Annotated in this window: 16 protein-coding genes; 6 read left to right on the plus strand and 10 right to left on the minus strand. The window is 62.4% G+C overall.

Annotated features, from left to right (window positions below; translation table 11 throughout):
- Window positions 1-150 precede the first annotated feature (150 nt).
- Genes VQ575_RS05730 through VQ575_RS05750 form a run of 5 tightly spaced genes read right to left on the minus strand, consistent with a single transcriptional unit; the run spans window position 151 to window position 5530 of the window.
- Window positions 151-1155, minus strand: coding sequence for an AAA family ATPase (locus VQ575_RS05730; RefSeq protein ID WP_045156762.1), 1005 nt, complete (start codon window positions 1153-1155; stop codon window positions 151-153).
- Window positions 1152-2315 (minus strand): DUF4350 domain-containing protein, encoded by a 1164-nt coding sequence (locus VQ575_RS05735; RefSeq protein WP_198723815.1) that lies wholly within the window; start codon window positions 2313-2315, stop codon window positions 1152-1154. The genes VQ575_RS05730 and VQ575_RS05735 overlap by 4 nt, the downstream gene beginning before the upstream one ends.
- Complete coding sequence (locus VQ575_RS05740; RefSeq protein ID WP_325919251.1) at window positions 2312-3847, minus strand: DUF4129 domain-containing protein; 1536 nt, start codon at window positions 3845-3847, stop codon at window positions 2312-2314. Before VQ575_RS05740 ends, VQ575_RS05735 begins: the two co-directional genes overlap by 4 nt.
- Complete coding sequence (locus VQ575_RS05745) at window positions 3834-4808, minus strand: stage II sporulation protein M (protein WP_045156802.1); 975 nt, start codon at window positions 4806-4808, stop codon at window positions 3834-3836. Before VQ575_RS05745 ends, VQ575_RS05740 begins: the two co-directional genes overlap by 14 nt.
- Entirely contained in the window at window positions 4805-5530 is a 726-nt protein-coding gene (locus VQ575_RS05750) for an RDD family protein (protein WP_045156759.1), read from the minus strand. The genes VQ575_RS05745 and VQ575_RS05750 overlap by 4 nt, the downstream gene beginning before the upstream one ends.
- 184 nt (window positions 5531-5714) lie before the next feature.
- On the opposite strand from VQ575_RS05750, the gene sbcB reads away from it, so the two are divergent.
- The gene (gene sbcB / locus VQ575_RS05755) at window positions 5715-7142 is read left to right on the plus strand and encodes an exodeoxyribonuclease I (protein ID WP_325919252.1); all 1428 of its coding nucleotides are present in this window, start codon (window positions 5715-5717) and stop codon (window positions 7140-7142) included.
- A gap of 119 nt (window positions 7143-7261) precedes the next feature.
- Here sbcB and mvaT read toward each other — a convergent pair whose 3' ends face one another.
- Window positions 7262-7639, minus strand: a complete 378-nt coding sequence (mvaT, locus tag VQ575_RS05760; RefSeq protein ID WP_039591672.1) for a histone-like nucleoid-structuring protein MvaT — start codon at window positions 7637-7639, stop codon at window positions 7262-7264.
- A gap of 306 nt (window positions 7640-7945) precedes the next feature.
- On the opposite strand from mvaT, the gene purU reads away from it, so the two are divergent.
- Both purU and VQ575_RS05770 read left to right on the plus strand, forming a co-directional pair.
- Entirely contained in the window at window positions 7946-8794 is an 849-nt protein-coding gene (gene purU / locus VQ575_RS05765) for a formyltetrahydrofolate deformylase (RefSeq protein ID WP_039591673.1), read from the plus strand.
- Between the two features lie 71 nt (window positions 8795-8865).
- Window positions 8866-9045 (plus strand): hypothetical protein, encoded by a 180-nt coding sequence (locus VQ575_RS05770; RefSeq protein ID WP_325919253.1) that lies wholly within the window; start codon window positions 8866-8868, stop codon window positions 9043-9045.
- Window positions 9046-9049: 4 nt separating this feature from the next.
- Here the strand turns inward: VQ575_RS05770 and VQ575_RS05775 are convergent, their stop codons facing one another.
- From VQ575_RS05775 to VQ575_RS05785, 3 genes are read right to left on the minus strand one after another with little or no spacing between them, the layout of a single operon-like run.
- Entirely contained in the window at window positions 9050-10045 is a 996-nt protein-coding gene (locus VQ575_RS05775) for a lysylphosphatidylglycerol synthase transmembrane domain-containing protein (protein WP_325919254.1), read from the minus strand.
- Window positions 10042-10815, minus strand: a complete 774-nt coding sequence (locus VQ575_RS05780) for a DUF2334 domain-containing protein (RefSeq protein WP_411829934.1) — start codon at window positions 10813-10815, stop codon at window positions 10042-10044. Before VQ575_RS05780 ends, VQ575_RS05775 begins: the two co-directional genes overlap by 4 nt.
- 10 nt (window positions 10816-10825) lie before the next feature.
- Entirely contained in the window at window positions 10826-11917 is a 1092-nt protein-coding gene (locus tag VQ575_RS05785) for a glycosyltransferase family 4 protein (RefSeq protein WP_039591677.1), read from the minus strand.
- A gap of 221 nt (window positions 11918-12138) precedes the next feature.
- Between VQ575_RS05785 and VQ575_RS05790 the strand changes: the two genes are divergently transcribed.
- Window positions 12139-13626 carry a helicase HerA-like domain-containing protein gene (locus VQ575_RS05790; RefSeq protein ID WP_039591931.1) on the plus strand — a complete coding sequence of 496 codons (1488 nt, stop codon included), beginning with the start codon at window positions 12139-12141 and terminating at the stop codon, window positions 13624-13626.
- A 141-nt stretch (window positions 13627-13767) separates the two neighbouring features.
- On the opposite strand, the gene VQ575_RS05795 is transcribed toward VQ575_RS05790, so the two are convergent.
- On the minus strand, window positions 13768-14223 hold the full coding sequence (locus VQ575_RS05795) for a DUF721 domain-containing protein (protein ID WP_039591678.1): 456 nt from the start codon (window positions 14221-14223) through the stop codon (window positions 13768-13770).
- Window positions 14224-14532: 309 nt separating this feature from the next.
- On the opposite strand from VQ575_RS05795, the gene secA reads away from it, so the two are divergent.
- Both secA and argJ read left to right on the plus strand, forming a co-directional pair.
- A complete protein-coding gene (secA, locus tag VQ575_RS05800) occupies window positions 14533-17274 on the plus strand; it encodes a preprotein translocase subunit SecA (protein WP_045156754.1) in 2742 nt (913 codons plus the stop codon).
- Between the two features lie 119 nt (window positions 17275-17393).
- Window positions 17394-18611, plus strand: a complete 1218-nt coding sequence (gene argJ, locus VQ575_RS05805) for a bifunctional glutamate N-acetyltransferase/amino-acid acetyltransferase ArgJ (protein ID WP_325919257.1) — start codon at window positions 17394-17396, stop codon at window positions 18609-18611.
- Window positions 18612-18741 lie beyond the last annotated feature (130 nt).

Consider the following 18741-nt stretch of genomic DNA (forward strand, 5'->3'; position numbering starts at 1 on the left):
CTCCCGCTAGAGGCGCAGCCTCCCCTGGCGGTGTATCAGATAAAACCTGGGGGATGCTTCGCCCGAAGCGTCGGACCGGCCCAGCGGGAGCAAGCTCCCTCGCCACAGAGGACTGCGTTGGCCAGGCGAACGTGTGCAAGGACACGGCATTCACAACCTTGGCGCCGAGACTTGATCGAGCAACTGCCCCAGCACCTGGTCCACCGAAAGCCCTTCGATGTCCAGCTCCGGCGCCAGCCGTACGCGATGGCGCAGCACGGCCAGGGCGCAGCCCTTGATGTCGTCCGGCACCACGAACTCGCCCCCGCGTAACAACGCCCGGGCGCGGGCACAACGCACCAGTGCAATCGAGGCGCGAGGTCCGGCGCCGATCGTCAGGCCTGGCCAAGTGCGGGTGGCCCGGGCCAGGCGCACGGCGTAGTCGAGTACCTGGTCGTCCATCGGCAGGTCGCTGGCGATGCGTTGCAGCGCTTGCACGTCCTTGGCTTGCAGCACCGTGCGCAACGGTTGCACATCGAGCATGTCGGCGCGGGTCGAGCGGCTGACCTGACGCACCATGTTCAGCTCCTGGTCGGCGTCGGGATAATCCATGCGCACCTTGAGCATGAAACGGTCGAGCTCGGCCTCCGGCAGCGGGTAGGTGCCTTCCTGTTCGATGGGGTTCTGGGTGGCGAGCACCATGAACGGCTGGGTGATCGGCAATGCGCGGCCTTCGAGGGTAACCTGGCGTTCCTGCATGGCTTCGAGCAGTGCCGCCTGGGTCTTGGCCGGCGCGCGGTTGATCTCGTCGGCCAGCAACAGGTTGGTGAACACCGGCCCCTTGCGCAGCTTGAATTGCTCGCTCTGCAAGTCGTACACCGCGTGGCCGGTGACGTCGCTGGGCATCAGGTCCGGGGTGAACTGAATGCGTGCGAACTCGCCGCCGAAACAGCGGGCCAGCGCGCGCACCAGCAGCGTCTTGCCCAGCCCGGGAACGCCTTCGAGCAGGACATGACCGCCCGCGATCAGTGCCGTAAGCACATCGTCGATCACCGCGGCCTGGCCGACCACGGCCTTGTGCAGTTCGGTGCGAATTGCCTGTGCCAGCTGGCTGGCGCGCTGGCGTTGCTGGGCGGCATGGGCCTGGCTGTCTGAGGGTTCGTTCTGTTCAGTCATAACGCATTCCTGAGGGTTTGCAAAAGGGCGACCTGGCGGCAGAAGTCGGCGCTGGACAAGCGTTGTTTCGGTCGAGGGCTGAGGGCCTGGCTGATGGTTCGCGTCGGTTGACGGGTCAGGCGGGCAAGCACCTGCCATTGTTCGGCGACGACCAATTGTTCGAAACCTGGATGAAGCTGGCGCGCCCGGCGCAGCACGTCCTGCTGCAGGCTGTGCAGCAGGTGTTGCTGGCCGTCGTGACGCAACTGGAAGGCGGCGCTGGCTTGCAGGTGCTCTTGCAGTTGGCGTCGCGCCTTGGGAGCGGGCTGTTGCAATGGGCCATGGCGCACCGCCGATCGCCACAGCCACAGCCCGACCAAGGCCAGCAGTGCCACCAATGCCTGGGGAAAGTAGCGCAGCAGCAGGGCCAGCAAGTTGTCGTGGTCGGTATTGAACAGCAGGGTGACGTCGGAATCGGCGCTCAGGTACCAGAGCAGCCAGGCGTTGTCGTACTGGTCGATCTGGTCGTTTTTCCACAGTTCGGCGTCGGTGAGCACGGTGATCGTGCCCAGGCCGTGGTTCAGTTGCATCAAGTGGGTCGCCACCGCGCTGTTGGCCCAGGCCTGGGCGAGGTTCAGCGGGTCTTCGAGGTGGAAGTCGGTGTCGAAACCGATATAGGCCGGCGCCTCTTCGTCCTCCAGGTAAAGCTTGGTCAGTTTGGGATAGGGATCCTTGATGAGCTTGGGATCCGGTTCCTGGAGGTCTTTGCTCAGCAGTTGGCGCAGGCGCACGCGGTCCAGCAGCAGGTCGCCGCTGCTGCCCGTGCTGTCGTCCCACAGGGCCTCGGCGACGAACAGCAGGCGCCCGCCGGCGCGGGTCCAGTTCATCAGTTGGTCGACGTCCCGTGGCGTCATGTTGCTGCGTTCGCCCAACAGCAGCAGGCTGCGCTGGTGCGGTTCGAGGGTGGGGAGCACGTCCAGGCCGTTGGCATGTTCGACGTTGAGGCCTTGCTGACGCAGGAATTGTTCCGCGGCAAGGTAAGGGTTGGCCTGGGCTTCGGGGGACGGGCCGTGCTCGATGGTTTCCTGATAGGGCACGGCCTTCAGGTACAGGTAGATCGCCAATGCGCAGGTCAGCGCGGCGCCGACTGCAGCCATCAACCATCCGGTGCTGCGGCTCATCGGGGCGCTCCCGGGCCGAACAGTTCGCGCCAACCATTGCACAGTTCCTGCTGCAGATGGGCGGGCGGAGGGCGGTGTCCATAGGCGATGTTCTGCCAGTGCAGCGTCAGGTTCCTGCTGAACGTCATCAGTGATTCGCGCTGGAGCTGCTCAACCCGTTGCAACACCTGGCCTTCGGTGTCGGCGGGTTTGAGGGCCATATTGAATTCGTGGTGCAAACGGCTGAGCAGCGCTCGGTATAACAGGCCCAACGCTTCTCGCGGCGCGCTGGACCATAACTGCTCGGCGCTGGCCGCGACATCGTCCGGCAGGCTCTCTTCGCGGATATCCAGGCCGAACATCCGTGCCGGCGCGGAGCGCTCCACCGGCAGGCGTTTGGTTGGCCGGTAGTTGGCGAGCGCCTTGAGCCTTTCACGATAGTGCCAGGCCAGCCAGGCAATCGCGCCCAGCAGGGCGGCCCAGAGCAGCGCCTGGATGATGGCGGCGATCGTTTCGAAGCGTTTCGCGCTCCAGTTGAACATCGATTTGAGCCAGCCGGGGGCTTCCTCGGTTTCGGCTGGCTCGGGGGCTTCTTCGCCGAAACGATAGCGCGTCACGGTTTCCTGGTTCTTGAAGGGTGGTGCGTCGAGGATCGCCTTGATGCGTTCGCGGGAGGCTTCGCTGGTGAGGGGCTGGTTGAGCAGGCGAGCGCTGTCGGGAGCGGTATCGTCCTCGGCGGCCCAGGTGGGCGGCGCCAGCGGCAGGAGCGTCAGGACGAGCAGCGCCAGGGCCGGCGCTGCGGCGCCCAGGCGCTGGCGCAGGCGGCGGAACACCAGTTCGATGTCCCAGGCTTCGAGCAGGGTGCGCCGATTCAGGTAGAGGCTGAAACCGCAGGCGACGTAGATCGGCTCCCAGATAATCAACAGCAGCGGATAAAGGAAATTGAGCAGGTGTTCAAGCCACAGCCACTCGTGCTCGGCGACGGCGATCAGGGTCTGCCAGTCCCATTCCAGTTCGACTTGTTGCGGCACGAACAGATAGAACAGGGCCATCAGGCCGAACCACAAGACGGTTTCCAAGTGAACACCGAGAATGGTCAACCATTGCGCCGCGCCGCCGTTGCGTTGCAGCAGCACCCGCAGGCGCTGCTGGCGCTCCTCGCCGGCCAGCCCTTCGAGTTGCACGACGGGCATCAGGAAGCTGCGGCTCAGGCTCAGCCGGCGCCAGGTCAGGCTGGCCAGCAACTGCGGCCTGAGCAGCGCCGGCCATTGGCGCAAGGCCTGTTTCAAGGTGGGCGTCTCGCCAAACAGCGCCTTGGACAAGATATACAGCGGCAGGCGCTCGAACGCTGGTTTCAACCACCAGAACAAAAACACCACCAGCGAGGGCGAGTCCCACAGCAACAGGGTCAGCAGTGCATACACCGGCAGCGTGACGATGGCCCAACTGGTCATCAGCAGCCGTCGGTGCTGCTGGGCCATCAGCACGCCGAGGTCCATGGCTTCCCAGGTGGTGCGTGGGCGGATCGCTACCGTGACGTCACTCAGGCGCATGCTGGCCTCGCCCGGCAAACAGCAGGTAACCGAGCACCAGCAGCCACAGCAACGCGCCGACGGTGTATTTGGTGGCCGGTGTCACGGCGCTGGAGGACCAATAGGCTTCGATGAACGCGGCGATCAGCAGGAAGAGGATAACGCCGCCGATGATCAAGACGCTTTTGCCCGCGGCGAGTCGCAAGGCTTCGCCCCGGGTGAGGCGTCCCGGTGCAATCAGCGACCAGCCCAGTTGCAGGCCCGCGGCACCGGCCAGGGTAATGGCGGTGAGTTCGAAGGCGCCATGGCCGATCACGAATGACCAGAACGTCCCGCCGGAGCCGATCTGGGTCAGGTGTCCGGCTACAGCGCCGATGGTCAGGCCGTTGAAGAACAGGAAGAACGCACTGCCCAGGCCAAACAACAAGCCACTGGCGAAGGTCTGAAAGGCGATGCCGATGTTGTGCATGATGTAATAGCCGAACATGACCCAATCCTCACTGGCGGCCCGCTCGACCGAGCGTCCCAGGTGTCCGGCCGCCGGGTCGTACATGCTGCGGATCTGGCTGACTTCATCGACGCCCAGCAGGCTGTAGACCAGTTCCGGATACAGGTAGACCAACAACCCGATGCCGGCCAGGCTGCCGAGGAACATCAGGCCGGACGCGAGTACGAATCGCCATTGCGCCCGAACCAGGCGTGGGAAACCGGCAAGGATGAACGCTGACAAGCTCGCCGTCGGCCGACTCCGGTCCCGGTAGAGTTGCTGGTGGCCGCGTAGCGCCAGTTGCTGCAAGGTGTCCACCAGCAAACTGCTGTAGCCCCGCGCCTGGGCCAGCGCCAAATGATGGCAAAGCCGTCGATAGGCCTGTGGGAAGTCGCCGCTCTGGGCAACGTTGCGGCGGCGCTCCAGTTGGTCGAGCAAGCGGGACAGGTGCTCCCATTCTCCTTGGTGGCGAGTTTCGAATTGGCTTTGCTTCATGTCGGCCCCAGCAGGCCGCGGGCGATGCCATTGAGCTCAGCAACGGCGCCGGTGGGGTGAACCTTCAATGGCGCGGCCAGGATCGCAGCCAGTTCCGCGGCCCTGGCGTCGGACAATTGTGCCTGACGCTCGGCGAAACCCAGCACGGCGCGCTGTTCGACCAATGCCAGGGCAAAAGGTGGATGCAGCGGCCGGGCCAATGGCAACTCGGGACGCTTGACCGGTTGCTCGCGATAAACCACCAGCGTGCCTGCGGCCAGGTCGCCCAGGCGCTTGAAGGTCGGATGTTGCAGGCAGCAGATCGCCCCGAAGGTGTAGCCGAATGGCAGCATGTCGACGAAGCGCAGCAGGTTGCGGATCAATGAAGCTGACCAGCCGATAGGCCTGCCGTCGTCCTGCACCACGCGCAACCCCATCATTTGCTTGCCGGGGGAGCGGCCTTGGTTCAGCACTTCGAACAGCACCATGTACCACCAACTGACGATGAACAGCAGGATCGAGCCCAGGCCGATTCCCAGTTCGCCGAAGAACGCCAGGATCAGGAAGAACAGGCCGAGCACCAGCCCGCGTATTCCCAAGTCGATGGCGAAGGCCAGCGCACGGGGCATCAGGCCCGCCGGGCGCAGCGGAAGGTCGATGCCTTCGGGCGTCTCGACCTGGTAGCGCGTGTCCAGTGGCGGCGGCAGCGGCGCGTTCCTTTGCAGTGCTGGTGTCTCGAGCATGGGCAACCTGTGATGGGCCGTTCGAACGTTCGATCTCGGCGCAGATGCTAGCAGTCTTCGGGCGGGCGCACGATATGGCCGAGTATGTCATTTCATGGCCTGCAACATGATTCAAGGCCAGAGTGCTGGCGGGGGCGGGGTTCGACCCCCTAGACTTCGCCAGTCCCCAACCCAGGAACACCCCGTGACTTCCATCTTCTGGTACGACTACGAAACCACCGGCATCAACCCGCGGTGCGACCGCCCCTTGCAAGTGGCGGGGATCCGTACCGATTTCGACCTCAACGAGATCGACGAGCCGGTGAACCTTTACTGCCGGCCCAGCGATGACATCCTGCCTCATCCAGCGGCCTGCGCGATCACCGGCATCACCCCGGCGCAACTGGCTGAAAAAGGCTTGAGCGAAGCCGAATTCATGACCCGCGTCCACGCGCAATTGGCTGCCCCCGGGACCTGTGGCGCGGGATACAACACGTTGCGCTTCGACGATGAAATGACCCGCTACAGCCTGTATCGGAATTTTTTCGACCCCTATGCACGGGAATGGCAGGGCGGCAACAGCCGTTGGGACCTGATCGACCTGGTGCGCGCCGCCTATGCGTTGCGCCCCGAGGGCATCGTCTGGCCGCAGGAGGAGGGGCGCGTCACCCTCAAGCTCGAACGCCTGACGGCGGCCAACGGCATCGACCATGGCCAGGCCCATGACGCGCTTTCGGATGTGCGCGCGACGATTGCCCTGGCCCGGTTGATCCGCGACAAACAACCCCGCCTCTATGATTGGTTGTTCCAGCTGCGTAGCAAACAGAAGGTGATGGATCAGATTCGCCTTTTGCAACCGATGGTGCACATCTCCGGGCGCTTCTCGGCGGCGCGAAACTACATCGGCGTGGTGTTGCCGCTGGCCTGGCATCCTAAGAACCGCAATGCCCTGATCGTCTGCGACTTGCACCTGGATCCCCAGGGCTTGCTCGATCATGACGCGCAAAGCCTGCGTCAACGCTTGTACACCCGTCGCGAGGAGCTGCTCGACGGTGAGCTGCCGGTGCCCCTCAAACTCATCCACATCAACAAGTGCCCGGTGGTTGCGCCACTGGCCGTCCTGCGCGCCGAAGACCAACTACGGCTGCAGCTGGACATGGAGGGCGTGCGTGAGCGAGCGCTGCGGCTAAGTGACGCACAGCAGGTGTGGCAAGACAAACTTCACATCATTTATGGGCAGGAGGACTTCGCGGCCAGCGAGGATCCCGAGCAGCAACTATATGCAGGGTTCCTGGGCGACCGTGACCGTCGTTTATGTGAACAAGTTCGCATGGCGGACCCGGCTCAATTGGCGCAAGGACAATGGCCTTTCGACGATGAACGATTGCCGGAATTATTGTTTCGATATCGTGCGCGCAACTTTCCGGAAACCTTGGACCCAGAAGAACAGGAACGCTGGAAACTATTTTGCCAGCAGCGCCTGTCATCCTCGGAGTGGGGCGCACCTAATACGTTGGACAATTTTGATGAGGCGATGACAGAGTGGATGGGGCTATCTACGTCTTTGCAGCAAGACGTACTGATGCAATGGCAAGCCTACAGCCAACAATTGCGCAAACGTTTTAGCCTCTGAGCCGCGCCAGTGTGATTCAAGCGGCTAGATAAAAACGAAGGCATAAAAAAACGCCAGCAATTGCTGGCGTTTTTTGCTTTGCAAGCTCCGTGCGTAAGCGCGGTGCCGGCAGGCGAGGCTTAGCCCAGCAGGGTTGCCCAGCCTTCTACTACGTCACCGCCCCACTTGGCTTTCCACTCTTTCAGCGTCTTGTGGTTGCCACCTTTGGTTTCGATGACTTCGCCATTGTGCGGGTTTTTGTATTGCTTAACTTTACGGGCGCGCTTGGTGCCGGTGGTCTTTACTGCGCCACGAGGGGCTTTGCCCGACTTGGCTTCTGGATCCAGCAGGGCAATGATATCGCGCAGGGACTTGGAGTATTCGCCCATCAGAGTGCGCAGTTTGCCTTCGAATTCCAGTTCTTTTTGCAGTTTGTCGTCTTCGGACAGATTTTTCAGGCGGGCTTGCAGTTCTTTGATTGCTTCTTCTGTAGCACGGTATTCGTTGATCAGGGACATGGGGACTACCTTATGTAGGACACGGAAGACAAGGAGACAGTGAAGCAATAGTAATCAGACAGTTTCATCAAGTAAACATTTAAGCCGTGTTTCTTTAATTAAATAGTGCAGTGCCACGAAATTGGCGGCGCAACAACTAACAAGGCGCGCCCTGACATCAGTTCACAGATATAGCGCTGCCGCCGAAGGCCGGGCCATTTCCCAGCCTTGGCTGATCACGCAGGGGGCGGATGTGTCATCAGTACTGCAGTTTTGCCGCGCAGTGGCTAGAATGGCGGCCTTTGCGAAAGTTCTGGAGTTCCCCTAATGCGCACTTTTCGGCTGGTGATCGCTTGCCCGGACCGCGTCGGTATCGTTGCTAAAGTCAGTAACTTTCTGGCGTCCCATAACGGTTGGATCACTGAAGCAAGCCATCATTCGGACAATCAGAGTGGCTGGTTTTTCATGCGCCACGAGATCCGCGCCGACTCGCTGCCCTTCGGCATAGAAGCCTTTCGCGAGGCCTTCGCCCCGATTGCCGAAGAGTTCTCGATGGACTGGCGCATCACCGATACCGCGCAGAAAAAACGCGTCGTCCTGATGGCCAGTCGCGAGTCCCATTGCCTGGCTGACTTGCTGCACCGCTGGCACAGCGATGAGCTCGATTGCGACATCGCCTGCGTGATTTCCAACCATGACGACCTGCGCAGCATGGTCGAATGGCACGGCATTCCTTACTACCATGTACCGGTCAATCCGCAGGACAAGCAACCGGCATTCGCCGAAGTCTCGCGCCTGGTCAAGCAGCATGATGCCGAGGTAGTGGTGCTGGCCCGCTACATGCAAATCCTGCCACCGTCCCTGTGCAGCGAATACGCGCACAAAGTCATCAACATCCACCACAGCTTTCTGCCGTCTTTCGTCGGCGCAAAGCCGTACCACCAGGCTTCGATGCGGGGTGTGAAGTTGATCGGCGCGACTTGCCACTACGTGACGGAAGAGTTGGACGCCGGCCCGATCATCGAGCAGGACGTGGTGCGTGTGAGCCACAGCGACAGCATCGAAGACATGGTGCGATTCGGTCGCGACGTGGAGAAAATGGTGCTGGCGCGCGGCTTGCGTTATCACCTTGAAGACCGCGTATTGGTGCATGGCAACAAGACCGTCGTATTCTGATCCAACGCGAAATCCTGTGGCGAGGGAGCAAGCTCGCTCGCCACGATTAGCCTTGAGGAGCACGTAGAACCATGGCCGATCCCTTGGACAAAGCGACCGCTAAAGCGCCGCCAACCGTGGGCGAGGGCTGCCTGAGCCGTTTCGATCCCGACGCGCTGAACCCCGAGGATGGCACGGAGTTTCCCGACGCTGCGAAACTCTGGAAAGAGCTGAACGAGAAGCCCCAGGACGACTCCGAACCCAAGCGGTAAACGGTCAGGCCTGCCTGAGCCTGATCAGCTTCTTGATCAACGGTCGCCCGACCATCAGGAAAAATACCGGCCCGCCGGCCAGCAGATAGAAGTAATAGGTCACCGCCCGCCAGATCAGGATCGCCGCCGCTGCGGTGGATTTCCCCACCATGGGTGCCAGCAGCGCCGCCGAGGTCAATTCCGCCGCTCCGGCGCCGCCCGGCAGCAGGCTGAACTGCCCTGCGCTCAGGGAGAGCATCTGGATCAGGAAACTCCAGGCCCATTGCAGATCCGCCCCCAATCCTTTCAACGCCAGGTAAAGCACGCTGTAGCGCAGTGCCCAGTGCAGGCAAGTCAGGCCGAACACCTGGAAAAGTGTCATTCGAGGCAACTTCAACGTATCGGTGAACGCTGCCAGGAAGTTGAGGATCTTGCGTCCCCACCGTCGCCGGGTGCTGGCTTTCACCCGCAGATGGCGCAGCAGCCGGGCGCCCAGCAGAATCAGCCGCCGATGGTAGCGAGCGACCAGGGCACAGCAGATCAGGCCACCAAATAACGAAATCGCGCTCAACGCCAGCATCCACTCCATACGCTGGCTGAGATTCTGGAACAGCGCGTAGAACAGGATGCCCAGCAACGCACACAAGAAAAACAGCAGGTCGCTCAACTGATCCATCGCGAACACTGCGCTACCGTGGGCCGGGCGCACGCCGTTGCGCGCCAGCAGGGCCATCAGCGCCAACGGTCCACCGCTGCCGCCGGGCGTCGCGCACATGGCGAACTCGGTGGACATCACCACGCCCATGCTTTTGATCGCGCCGATGCGCCCGCGATGTTCACCCAGCAGCAAACGCAGGCGCAGCGAGTTCAGCCCCCAGCACAGCACGATCATGCCAAGCATGGCCAGCAACAGCGACAACGGAAAACGCTGCACCCGCGACCACATTTCCCCGCCGCCCACCAGCATCGGCACCAGCAGCGCGATGAGCAGGGCGGCGACCAGCCAGATCAATCGTTTCATGCGGCGCTGCCGACCCGCAGGCCCTGGGTCGCCAGCCATCCGGCCTTGGTCATCGGCGTGCGTCCGTCCTCGAGCAAGCGCTCCAGGGTGCGCAGCCAATAATCCCGGGAAAAGCCATGGCGCATGTCCACCGGATGCAGCCCCAGGCGAATCACCGGGGCCTGGCGCCAGCGTTGCTCGCGCTGGTCGCTGATGATCTTCGACAGGCCCCGGCGCCAGGCGCTGCGGGCGCTCCACACCAGGCCCGGCGCATCGATCCGGGTGAAATCAGGCAAGCGGTAGAGGTGCTGCGTATCGCTGGTGTAGCTCAGGGGTAACTGGCGCAAGGCGTGCCGGGTGCCTTCGCTCATCAGCCAGGCCGGCGCGACAAAACCTTCCAGTGGCCATCGATACCGCTGGAACATGTCGATACCGGCCCGCAGGCGGGTGAGGGCGGCCTCTTGCGACAACCCATAGAACTCGCCTTCATGGGTGTAGACCCGGCGCATGAACCAGTCCTTGGGATGGATGGCAGGCGGGCCGTCATCGCAGTGGTAGTAGCCGTGCAAGACCAATTCATCGCCGCGCTCGACCCGGCTGTCGAGCAGGCGCCTGAAGCCGGGATGGTCGTCCAGCGCATTGGCATGATGGAAGTCCGGCACCACCAGCCAGGTCATCGGGATCTGGCCAAGGGCGTCGACGGCTTCGACGAAGGGCTGGTAGTCCGGCCATGTCTGGGGCGCGACGTCATGCAGTACCAACAGCAGGCTGGGGGCATGGTTCATTGCCATGGGTGTCGCCTCAACCATTGGCCAACAGCGGCATCTCTGCGCCGAGCACGCTGTAGTAATGGCCCAGCAGGCTATTGACCACCGAGTCCCAGGCGTAATGCCGCTCCACATGCCGGCGTGCGCTGGCGCCGCGCTGCGCACACCCTTCGGCGAACAGTTGTCGCACGGCGTTGGCCATGGCCTGCGGGTTGTCTGGCGTGCACAGCAGGCCGCAGTCTTCCTGGACGATTTCGCTGAACGCGCCCGCAGCGACCGCCACTACCGGAATGCCGCTGGCCATCGCTTCGAGGATCACCAAGCCAAAGGTTTCCTGGTCGCCGGCATGCAGCAGCGCGTCGGCGCTGGCCATCAGCCGGGCGACCTGGGGCGCCGGGCAGAATTCGTCGATGACCGTGACGTTGTCCGGCACCAGGGCCGGCATCGAAGAACCGACCAGCAATAAGTGGTAGCGCTCGCCCAGGCGTTTCATGCACTTGAGCAGCACCGGCAGGTTTTTCTCCTTGGAACCACGGCCTGCGAAAATCAGCAGCCGCGCGTCTTCGGCGATGCCCAGCTCTGCCCGCAGTTCAGGGTCGCGGGCGGCGGGGTTGAAGGTTTGAAGGTCTACGCCCAAGGGTTGTACATAGACATTCTTCACGCCCAGCCCGGTCAGCTTGTCTGCCATCACCTGGCTCGGCGCCAGGACTCGGTCGAAGTTGCCGTATAACTTGCTGACGTAGGCTTCGATGTTAGGGGTGAACCAACTTCCCATCCGGTTGCTGACCAGCAGTGGCAAGTCGGAGTGATAGAAACCGATGACGGGGACATCGAGTTGTCGCCGGGCATCGAGGGCGGCCCAGGCGGTCAGATACGGATCGCCGACTTCAATCAGGTCAGGCTGCAGATCGCGCAGGACATTGCGCCAGGGCGCCAGGCGCAGCGGAAAGCGATAGCCCTTGCCGAAGGGCAGCGGAGGGGCGGGTACTTTGTAGATGCCGTCCTGTTCACTCAAGTGCGCACCGGGAACCAACAGGCTATGGCGAATACCGGGCCGATTGCCCAGGCGCCGGTGCTTGGCGTCCAGGTAGGTGCGCACGCCGCCGCTGGCGGGGGCGTAGAACATGGTGATGTCCGCTATATGCACGATGAACGTCCCTCCGGTCTGTGTTCTCCTGTGTTGACCTTTAGTAAGAATAGATGTTCGGTTGGGGTTGTGGTGGGGCGCGAAGAGGCCTGTCCTGGTTCTCAGACTATTATTCCAGGCGCCAGGGTCTTGAAGCGCTGGGCATGCTTTTATATAAGCGCGCAAAATGGCCTCATATCGCAAACACCACGGGTGACGAAATGCCTGACTCATCGCAACTCATTATCGGGGCCGACCTTGCCGGCCAACCTGTCGCCCAGGCCATGCGCCTGGCGAACCGCCATGGACTGGTGGCGGGTGCCACTGGCACGGGCAAGACCGTCACCCTGCAACGCCTGGCCGAGATGTTCAGTGACGCCGGCGTGGCCGTGTTCGCGGCGGACATCAAGGGCGACCTGTGCGGCCTCGGTGCTGCCGGCGCTCCCCAGGGCAAGATCGCCGAGCGCATTGCCGGCATGCCTTGGCTCGGCCACAAGCCCCAGGCATATCCAGTGACCTTGTGGGACATTCATGGCCAATCGGGCCATCCGCTACGCACGACCCTCAGTGAGATGGGACCGTTGTTGCTCGGCAGCCTGTTGGAGCTGACCGACAGCCAGCAATCGGCGTTGTATGCGGCGTTCAAGGTTGCCGATCGCGAGGGGCTGTTGTTGCTGGATCTGAAAGACTTGAAGGCGCTGCTCAATCACCTCAAGGACAACCCCGAACTGCTTGGCGACGATGCGGCCCTGATGACCACGGGTTCCAGCCAGGCGCTGATGCGACGCTTGTCCACGCTGGAACAGCAAGGCGCCGACGCCTTGTTCGGTGAGCCGGCGCTGCAACTCGAAGACATCCTGCAGCCGGCGAGCGATGGCCGCGGCCGTATTCATCTGCTGGACGCCAGCCGCCTGGTCCATGAGGCGCCGAAGGTCTACGCAACGTTCCTGTTGTGGCTGCTGGCCGAATTATTCGAGCAACTGCCCGAGCGCGGCGACGCGGACAAACCTTTGCTCGCGCTGTTTTTCGACGAGGCGCACCTGTTGTTTGCCGGTACGCCCAAGGCGCTGCAGGATCGGCTGGAGCAAGTTGTCCGGTTGATCCGCTCCAAGGGGGTCGGGGTTTATTTCGTGACCCAGTCGCCAGGTGATTTGCCGGACGATGTGCTGGCGCAGTTGGGATTGCGCATCCAGCACGGCCTGCGAGCGTTTACCGCCAAGGAACAGAAATCCCTGCGGGCGGTGGCGGAGGGCTTCCGACCGAACCCGCAATTCGATGCGTTGGCGGTACTCACCGAACTGGGCATCGGCGAAGCCCTGGTCGGCACGCTGCAAGAAAAAGGCACCCCGGAAATCGTCCAGCGCGTACTGGTGGCGCCACCGCAGTCGCGTATCGGGCCGTTGAGCGACGCCGAGCGCGCCGGGTTGATCGCCAGTTCGTCGTTGCAGGGGCGCTACGACAAGCCCATTGACCGTGAGTCGGCCTATGAAGTGTTGATGGGCCGCAAGGGGCTGGAGCCCCAGGCCGAAGCGGCACCGGGCAAGCCGGCGGCGGACGAGCCGAGCTTCACCGAACAGGCCGGGGAATTCCTCGGCACCGCGGCGGGCCAGGCACTGAAGTCGGCGATGCGCCAGGCGGCCAATCAATTGGGCCGGCAATTGGTGCGGGGGTTGATGGGGTCGTTGTTGGGCGGCAGCAAGCGGCGGTAATCAATCCAGAGCGAGTCGAGCCCCTCGCGGGCAGGCTCGCTCCCGCAAGGGATCTGCGTCGAACACGAACATATTGTCCGCTATGGACTTGCTGTGGGACCGAGCCTGCTGGCGAAGGCGGTCTGGCAGGTCAGGAGAATCTCATTCCTTGGGGCGCGCATGCGCCGCCAATCGCTCCAGCGCTGCCCGCAGGTTGGGATCGCTGATGCCGTCGGCGGTGGCCTGGATGGTCGCGGCCGCGTCAGTGGACAGGTCCAGGGTATGTCCCTTGGCGCCGCCCTGTACGGTAGGCGGCTGTACCTTGAACAGGATGCGCGTCAGGTTGGCGAATTCCTCGAACGCCTGGAGTTGGCGCAGCAAGCGCTTCTGCTGATAACGCAGGCGCGTGGCCCAGTGGCCGTCGGTGACGATCAGCAACAAACTGCCTTCGCGCCAGGAGGCGACGTGGCAGTGCTCGCGCGCGGCGGGTTGCAACTGGCTGTCCAGCAGGCGTTGCAGATGGCCGAGGCGCCGGGCGTGGCCGAAAATGGCTTTCAGCGGCTTGGCTTCGCGCAGCAGAACGGCGGGTGCCTTGGCTGGAAGAGGGCGGAAGGCCATGGATGAAATACCGCGAAATGACAAAGGCGCCATGGTAGCAGAAAGCGCCGGATGCGCCGTGGCCCTGTCGCCCAGCGGCTTTTATCCACACAATCAATGGGTAACTTATGCGCTTTGTGGGTTGAAGTTCGCGTAAAAGCCCTTATTTTAATGAGGCCCCGTCACAGCGCTGTGCCAGCATCGTGGAATAACGCCACTTTCCTCACCATCGTTTCCGGGTAGAATGCTCGTTCGCATGCGGCCATGAGGGCTGCACGGGCGACTCACGGGGCCGCCCTCCATCCCTTTAGTGTGGAAGATCCTGCCGATATGTTTGCGCCTTTGTTAAAGAAACTTTTTGGAAGCAAGAATGAGCGTGAAGTCAAGCGCATGCTCAAGACGGTACAGATCGTCAATGCCTTCGAAGAGCAAATGGTGGCCCTTTCGGACGATCAGTTACGCGCCAAGACTGCCGAATTCAAGGACCGCATCGCCAAGGGCGAAACCCTTGACCAGATCCTGCCCGAAGCCTTTGCGGTCTGCCGCGAAGCCGGCAAGCGGGTCATGGGTATGCGCCACTTCGACGTCCAGTTGATCGGCGGCATGACCTTGCACGAAGGCAAGATCGCCGAAATGCGCACCGGTGAGGGCAAGACCCTCGTGGCTACGCTGGCGGTATATCTCAATGCATTGTCCGGCAAGGGCGTGCACGTGGTGACGGTCAACGACTACCTGGCCCGTCGCGACGCCAACTGGATGCGCCCGCTCTACGAATTCCTCGGCCTGACCGTCGGCGTCGTCACGCCGTTCCAGCCGCCGGAAGAGAAGCGCGCCGCCTACGCCTCGGACATCACCTACGGCACCAACAACGAATTCGGTTTCGACTACCTGCGCGACAATATGGCGTTCAGCATGGAAGAAAAATTCCAGCGTGAACTCAACTTTGCCGTGATCGACGAAGTCGACTCCATCCTCATCGACGAAGCCCGTACGCCGCTGATCATTTCCGGCCAGGCCGAGGACAGCTCCAAGCTGTACATCGAGATCAACAAGCTGATCCCGCAGCTCACGTTGCACGTCGAAGAAGTGGAAGGCGAAGTCACCCAGCCCGGCCACTACACCGTCGACGAGAAGACCCGCCAGGTCGAACTCAACGAATCCGGCCACCAGTTCATCGAAGAGATGCTGACCCGCGTCGGCCTGTTGGCTGAAGGCGAAAGCCTGTACTCGGCCCATAACCTGGGCCTGCTGACCCACGTCTATGCCGGCCTGCGCGCCCACAAGCTGTTCCATCGCAACGTCGAATACATCGTGCAGGACGGCCAGGTCGTGCTGGTTGACGAACACACCGGCCGCACCATGCCGGGCCGTCGCCTGTCCGAAGGCCTGCACCAGGCCATCGAAGCCAAGGAAGGCCTGAACATCCAGGCCGAGAGCCAAACCCTGGCGTCGACCACCTTCCAAAACTACTTCCGCCTGTATAACAAGCTGTCAGGCATGACCGGTACCGCTGACACCGAAGCGTTCGAATTCCACCAGATCTACGGCCTGCAAGTGGTGGTGATCCCGCCGAACAAGCCGCTGGCGCGCAAAGACTACAACGACCTGGTGTTCCTGACCGCCGAAGAGAAATACGCGGCGATCATCAACGACATCAAGGAAGGCATGGCCCAGGGCCGTCCGATCCTGGTGGGTACCGCCACCATCGAAACCTCCGAGCACATGTCCAACCTGCTCAACAAGGAAGGCATCGAGCACAAGGTCCTCAACGCCAAGTTCCACGAGAAGGAAGCCGAGATCATCGCCCAGGCCGGTCGCCCGGGTGCGCTGACCATCGCCACCAACATGGCCGGTCGTGGTACCGACATCCTGCTGGGCGGCAACTGGGAAGTGGAAGTCGCTTCCCTGGAAAACCCGACCCCCGAGCAGATCGCGCAGATCAAGGCTGACTGGCAGAAGCGTCACCAGCAGGTGCTCGAATCCGGCGGCTTGCAGGTGATCGCGTCCGAGCGTCACGAATCCCGTCGTATCGACAACCAGTTGCGTGGCCGCGCCGGTCGCCAGGGTGACGCCGGCTCCAGCCGCTTCTACCTGTCGCTCGAAGACAGCCTGATGCGCATCTTTGCCTCCGACCGGGTGAAGAATTTCATGAAGGCCCTGGGCATGCAGCCGGGCGAGGCGATCGAACACCGCATGGTGACCAACGCCATCGAAAAGGCCCAGCGCAAGGTCGAAGGCCGCAACTTCGATATTCGCAAGCAACTGCTGGAGTTCGACGACGTCAACAACGAGCAGCGTAAAGTGATCTATCACATGCGCAACAGCCTGTTGGCCGCCGACGACATTGGCGAAACCATCGCCGATTTCCGCCGCGAAGTGCTCGACGCGACTGTCAGCGCCCACATCCCTCCGCAGTCGCTGCCGGAACAGTGGGACGTCGCAGGGTTGGAAGCTGCCCTGCGCAGCGATTTTGGCGTGTCGTTGCCGATCCAGCAGTGGCTCGACGAAGACGATCATCTTTATGAGGAAACCCTGCGCGAGAAGTTGCTGGCCGAACTGATCGCCGCGTACAACGAGAAAGAAGACCAGGCCGGCGCCGAGGCGCTGCGCTCCTTCGAGAAGCAAATCGTGCTGCGCGTGCTGGACGACTTGTGGAAAGACCACCTGTCGACCATGGATCACCTGCGCCACGGTATCCACTTGCGCGGTTACGCCCAGAAGAACCCGAAGCAGGAATACAAGCGCGAGTCCTTCACGCTGTTCTCCGAGCTGCTGGATTCGATCAAGCGCGACTCGATTCGTGTCCTGTCCCACGTCCAGGTGCGCCGCGAAGATCCGGCCGAAGAAGAGGCTCGCCTGCGTCAGGAAGCCGAAGCGTTGGCCGCCCGCATGCAGTTCGAACATGCCGAAGCCCCAGGCTTGGAAGTGGCCCAGGCGATGGAAGAGGGCGTCGATGTGGATGTGGCCCTGGCCACCGCGCCGGTGCGCAACGAGCAGAAGCTGGGCCGTAACGAACTGTGCTACTGCGGTTCGGGCAAGAAATACAAGCATTGCCACGGGCAGATCCAATAACCCCGTTTCAACGCTGAACGACCCGCGCCGCGGCAGGTTACCCCTGTCGCGGCGTTTTGCCATTTGATCCGCCGTCTTGATGAAGGCGGTGTTGAAATAATTTTATGAGGAGCGCATTCATGGCTGTTGGTCTTGGTCCGTTGCCGACGTTGCACCCGGTTGCCGGTTTTGAACTCGGTATTGCCTCGGCGGGCATCAAGCGCCCCGGGCGCAAGGATGTCGTGGTCATGCGTTGCGCCGAAGGCTCGACGGTGGCAGGCGTGTTCACCCTCAACGCGTTTTGTGCCGCGCCCGTGATCCTGGCCAAGCAACGCGTGCAAGGGGCGGTGCGTTACCTGCTGACCAACACCGGTAACGCCAACGCCGGCACCGGCGCGCCAGGCCTGGCTGCCGCCGAGCGTGCATGCGCCAAGCTGGCCGAACTGACGGGCGTCGATGCCAGCCAGGTGCTGCCTTACTCCACCGGCGTCATCGGCGAACCGCTGCCGGTCGAGAAGATCGAAGGCGCGCTGCAAGCCGCGCTCGATGACCTTTCGGAAAACAACTGGGCCGCCGCCGCCACCGGCATCATGACCACAGACACGCTGCCCAAGGGCGCGAGCCGCCAATTCCAGCACGACGGCGTGACCATCACCGTCACCGGTATCAGCAAAGGCGCCGGCATGATCCGCCCGAACATGGCGACCATGCTCGGCTACATCGCCACCGACGCCAAGGTTTCGCGCCAAGTGCTGCAAGACCTGATGCTCGACGGCGCCAACAAGTCGTTCAACCGCATCACCATCGACGGCGACACTTCCACCAATGACTGCTGCATGCTGATCGCCACTGGCAAGGCCAACCTGCCGGAAATCACCGAAGCCAGCGGCCCGCTGTTCGCGGCCCTGAAGCAGGCCGTATTCGAAGTGTGCATGGAAGTGGCCCAGGCCATCGTCCGTGACGGCGAGGGCGCGACCAAGTTCGTCACCGTGCAGGTCAACGGCGGTGGCAATCACCAGGAATGCCTGGACGTCGGCTACACCGTGGCGCACTCGCCGCTGATCAAGACCGCGTTGTTCGCCTCCGACCCGAACTGGGGCCGGATCCTCGCCGCCGTGGGCCGTGCCGGCGTGCCTGAGCTGGACGTGAGCAAGATCGACGTGTTCCTCGGCGAAGTCTGCATCGCCAGCCAAGGCGCCCGCGCCGCAACCTACACCGAAGCCCAAGGCGCGGCGGTGATGCAACAGGAAGAAATCACCATCCGTATCGAGCTGGGACGGGGTGATTGCAGTGAAACCATCTGGACGACCGACCTGTCCCACGAGTACGTCAAGATCAACGCTGAATATCGGACTTGAGACCGAGTCGCTCCTATCGCGAGCAAGCTCACTCCCCCAGTGGAACTGCGTTGTGAACACGTTTGATGTCGCTCAACAAATCGCTGTGGGAGCGGGCCTGCTCGCGAGGGTGCCGGTACCGACTCCATGA

The organism is Pseudomonas frederiksbergensis, from assembly GCF_035751725.1.
Taxonomy (GTDB): domain Bacteria; phylum Pseudomonadota; class Gammaproteobacteria; order Pseudomonadales; family Pseudomonadaceae; genus Aquipseudomonas; species Aquipseudomonas frederiksbergensis_A.

Excerpts from the sequence above, each read along its gene's own strand:
- VQ575_RS05735 (WP_198723815.1), bottom strand. The coding sequence starts at position 2,315 with ATGAGCCGCAGCACCGGATGGTTGATGGCTGCAGTCGGCGCCGCGCTG.
- VQ575_RS05740 (WP_325919251.1), bottom strand. The coding sequence starts at position 3,847 with ATGCGCCTGAGTGACGTCACGGTAGCGATCCGCCCACGCACCACCTGG.
- VQ575_RS05750 (WP_045156759.1), bottom strand. The coding sequence starts at position 5,530 with ATGCTCGAGACACCAGCACTGCAAAGGAACGCGCCGCTGCCGCCGCCA.
- VQ575_RS05785 (WP_039591677.1), bottom strand. The coding sequence starts at position 11,917 with ATGTTCTACGCCCCCGCCAGCGGCGGCGTGCGCACCTACCTGGACGCC.
- purU (WP_039591673.1), top strand. The coding sequence starts at position 7,946 with ATGCGCACTTTTCGGCTGGTGATCGCTTGCCCGGACCGCGTCGGTATC.
- secA (WP_045156754.1), top strand. The coding sequence starts at position 14,533 with ATGTTTGCGCCTTTGTTAAAGAAACTTTTTGGAAGCAAGAATGAGCGT.
- VQ575_RS05790 (WP_039591931.1), top strand. The coding sequence starts at position 12,139 with ATGCCTGACTCATCGCAACTCATTATCGGGGCCGACCTTGCCGGCCAA.
- VQ575_RS05795 (WP_039591678.1), bottom strand. The coding sequence starts at position 14,223 with ATGGCCTTCCGCCCTCTTCCAGCCAAGGCACCCGCCGTTCTGCTGCGC.
- VQ575_RS05770 (WP_325919253.1), top strand. The coding sequence starts at position 8,866 with ATGGCCGATCCCTTGGACAAAGCGACCGCTAAAGCGCCGCCAACCGTG.
- argJ (WP_325919257.1), top strand. The coding sequence starts at position 17,394 with ATGGCTGTTGGTCTTGGTCCGTTGCCGACGTTGCACCCGGTTGCCGGT.
- VQ575_RS05730 (WP_045156762.1), bottom strand. The coding sequence starts at position 1,155 with ATGACTGAACAGAACGAACCCTCAGACAGCCAGGCCCATGCCGCCCAG.
- VQ575_RS05775 (WP_325919254.1), bottom strand. The coding sequence starts at position 10,045 with ATGAAACGATTGATCTGGCTGGTCGCCGCCCTGCTCATCGCGCTGCTG.
- mvaT (WP_039591672.1), bottom strand. The coding sequence starts at position 7,639 with ATGTCCCTGATCAACGAATACCGTGCTACAGAAGAAGCAATCAAAGAA.
- VQ575_RS05745 (WP_045156802.1), bottom strand. The coding sequence starts at position 4,808 with ATGAAGCAAAGCCAATTCGAAACTCGCCACCAAGGAGAATGGGAGCAC.
- VQ575_RS05780 (WP_411829934.1), bottom strand. The coding sequence starts at position 10,815 with ATGGCAATGAACCATGCCCCCAGCCTGCTGTTGGTACTGCATGACGTC.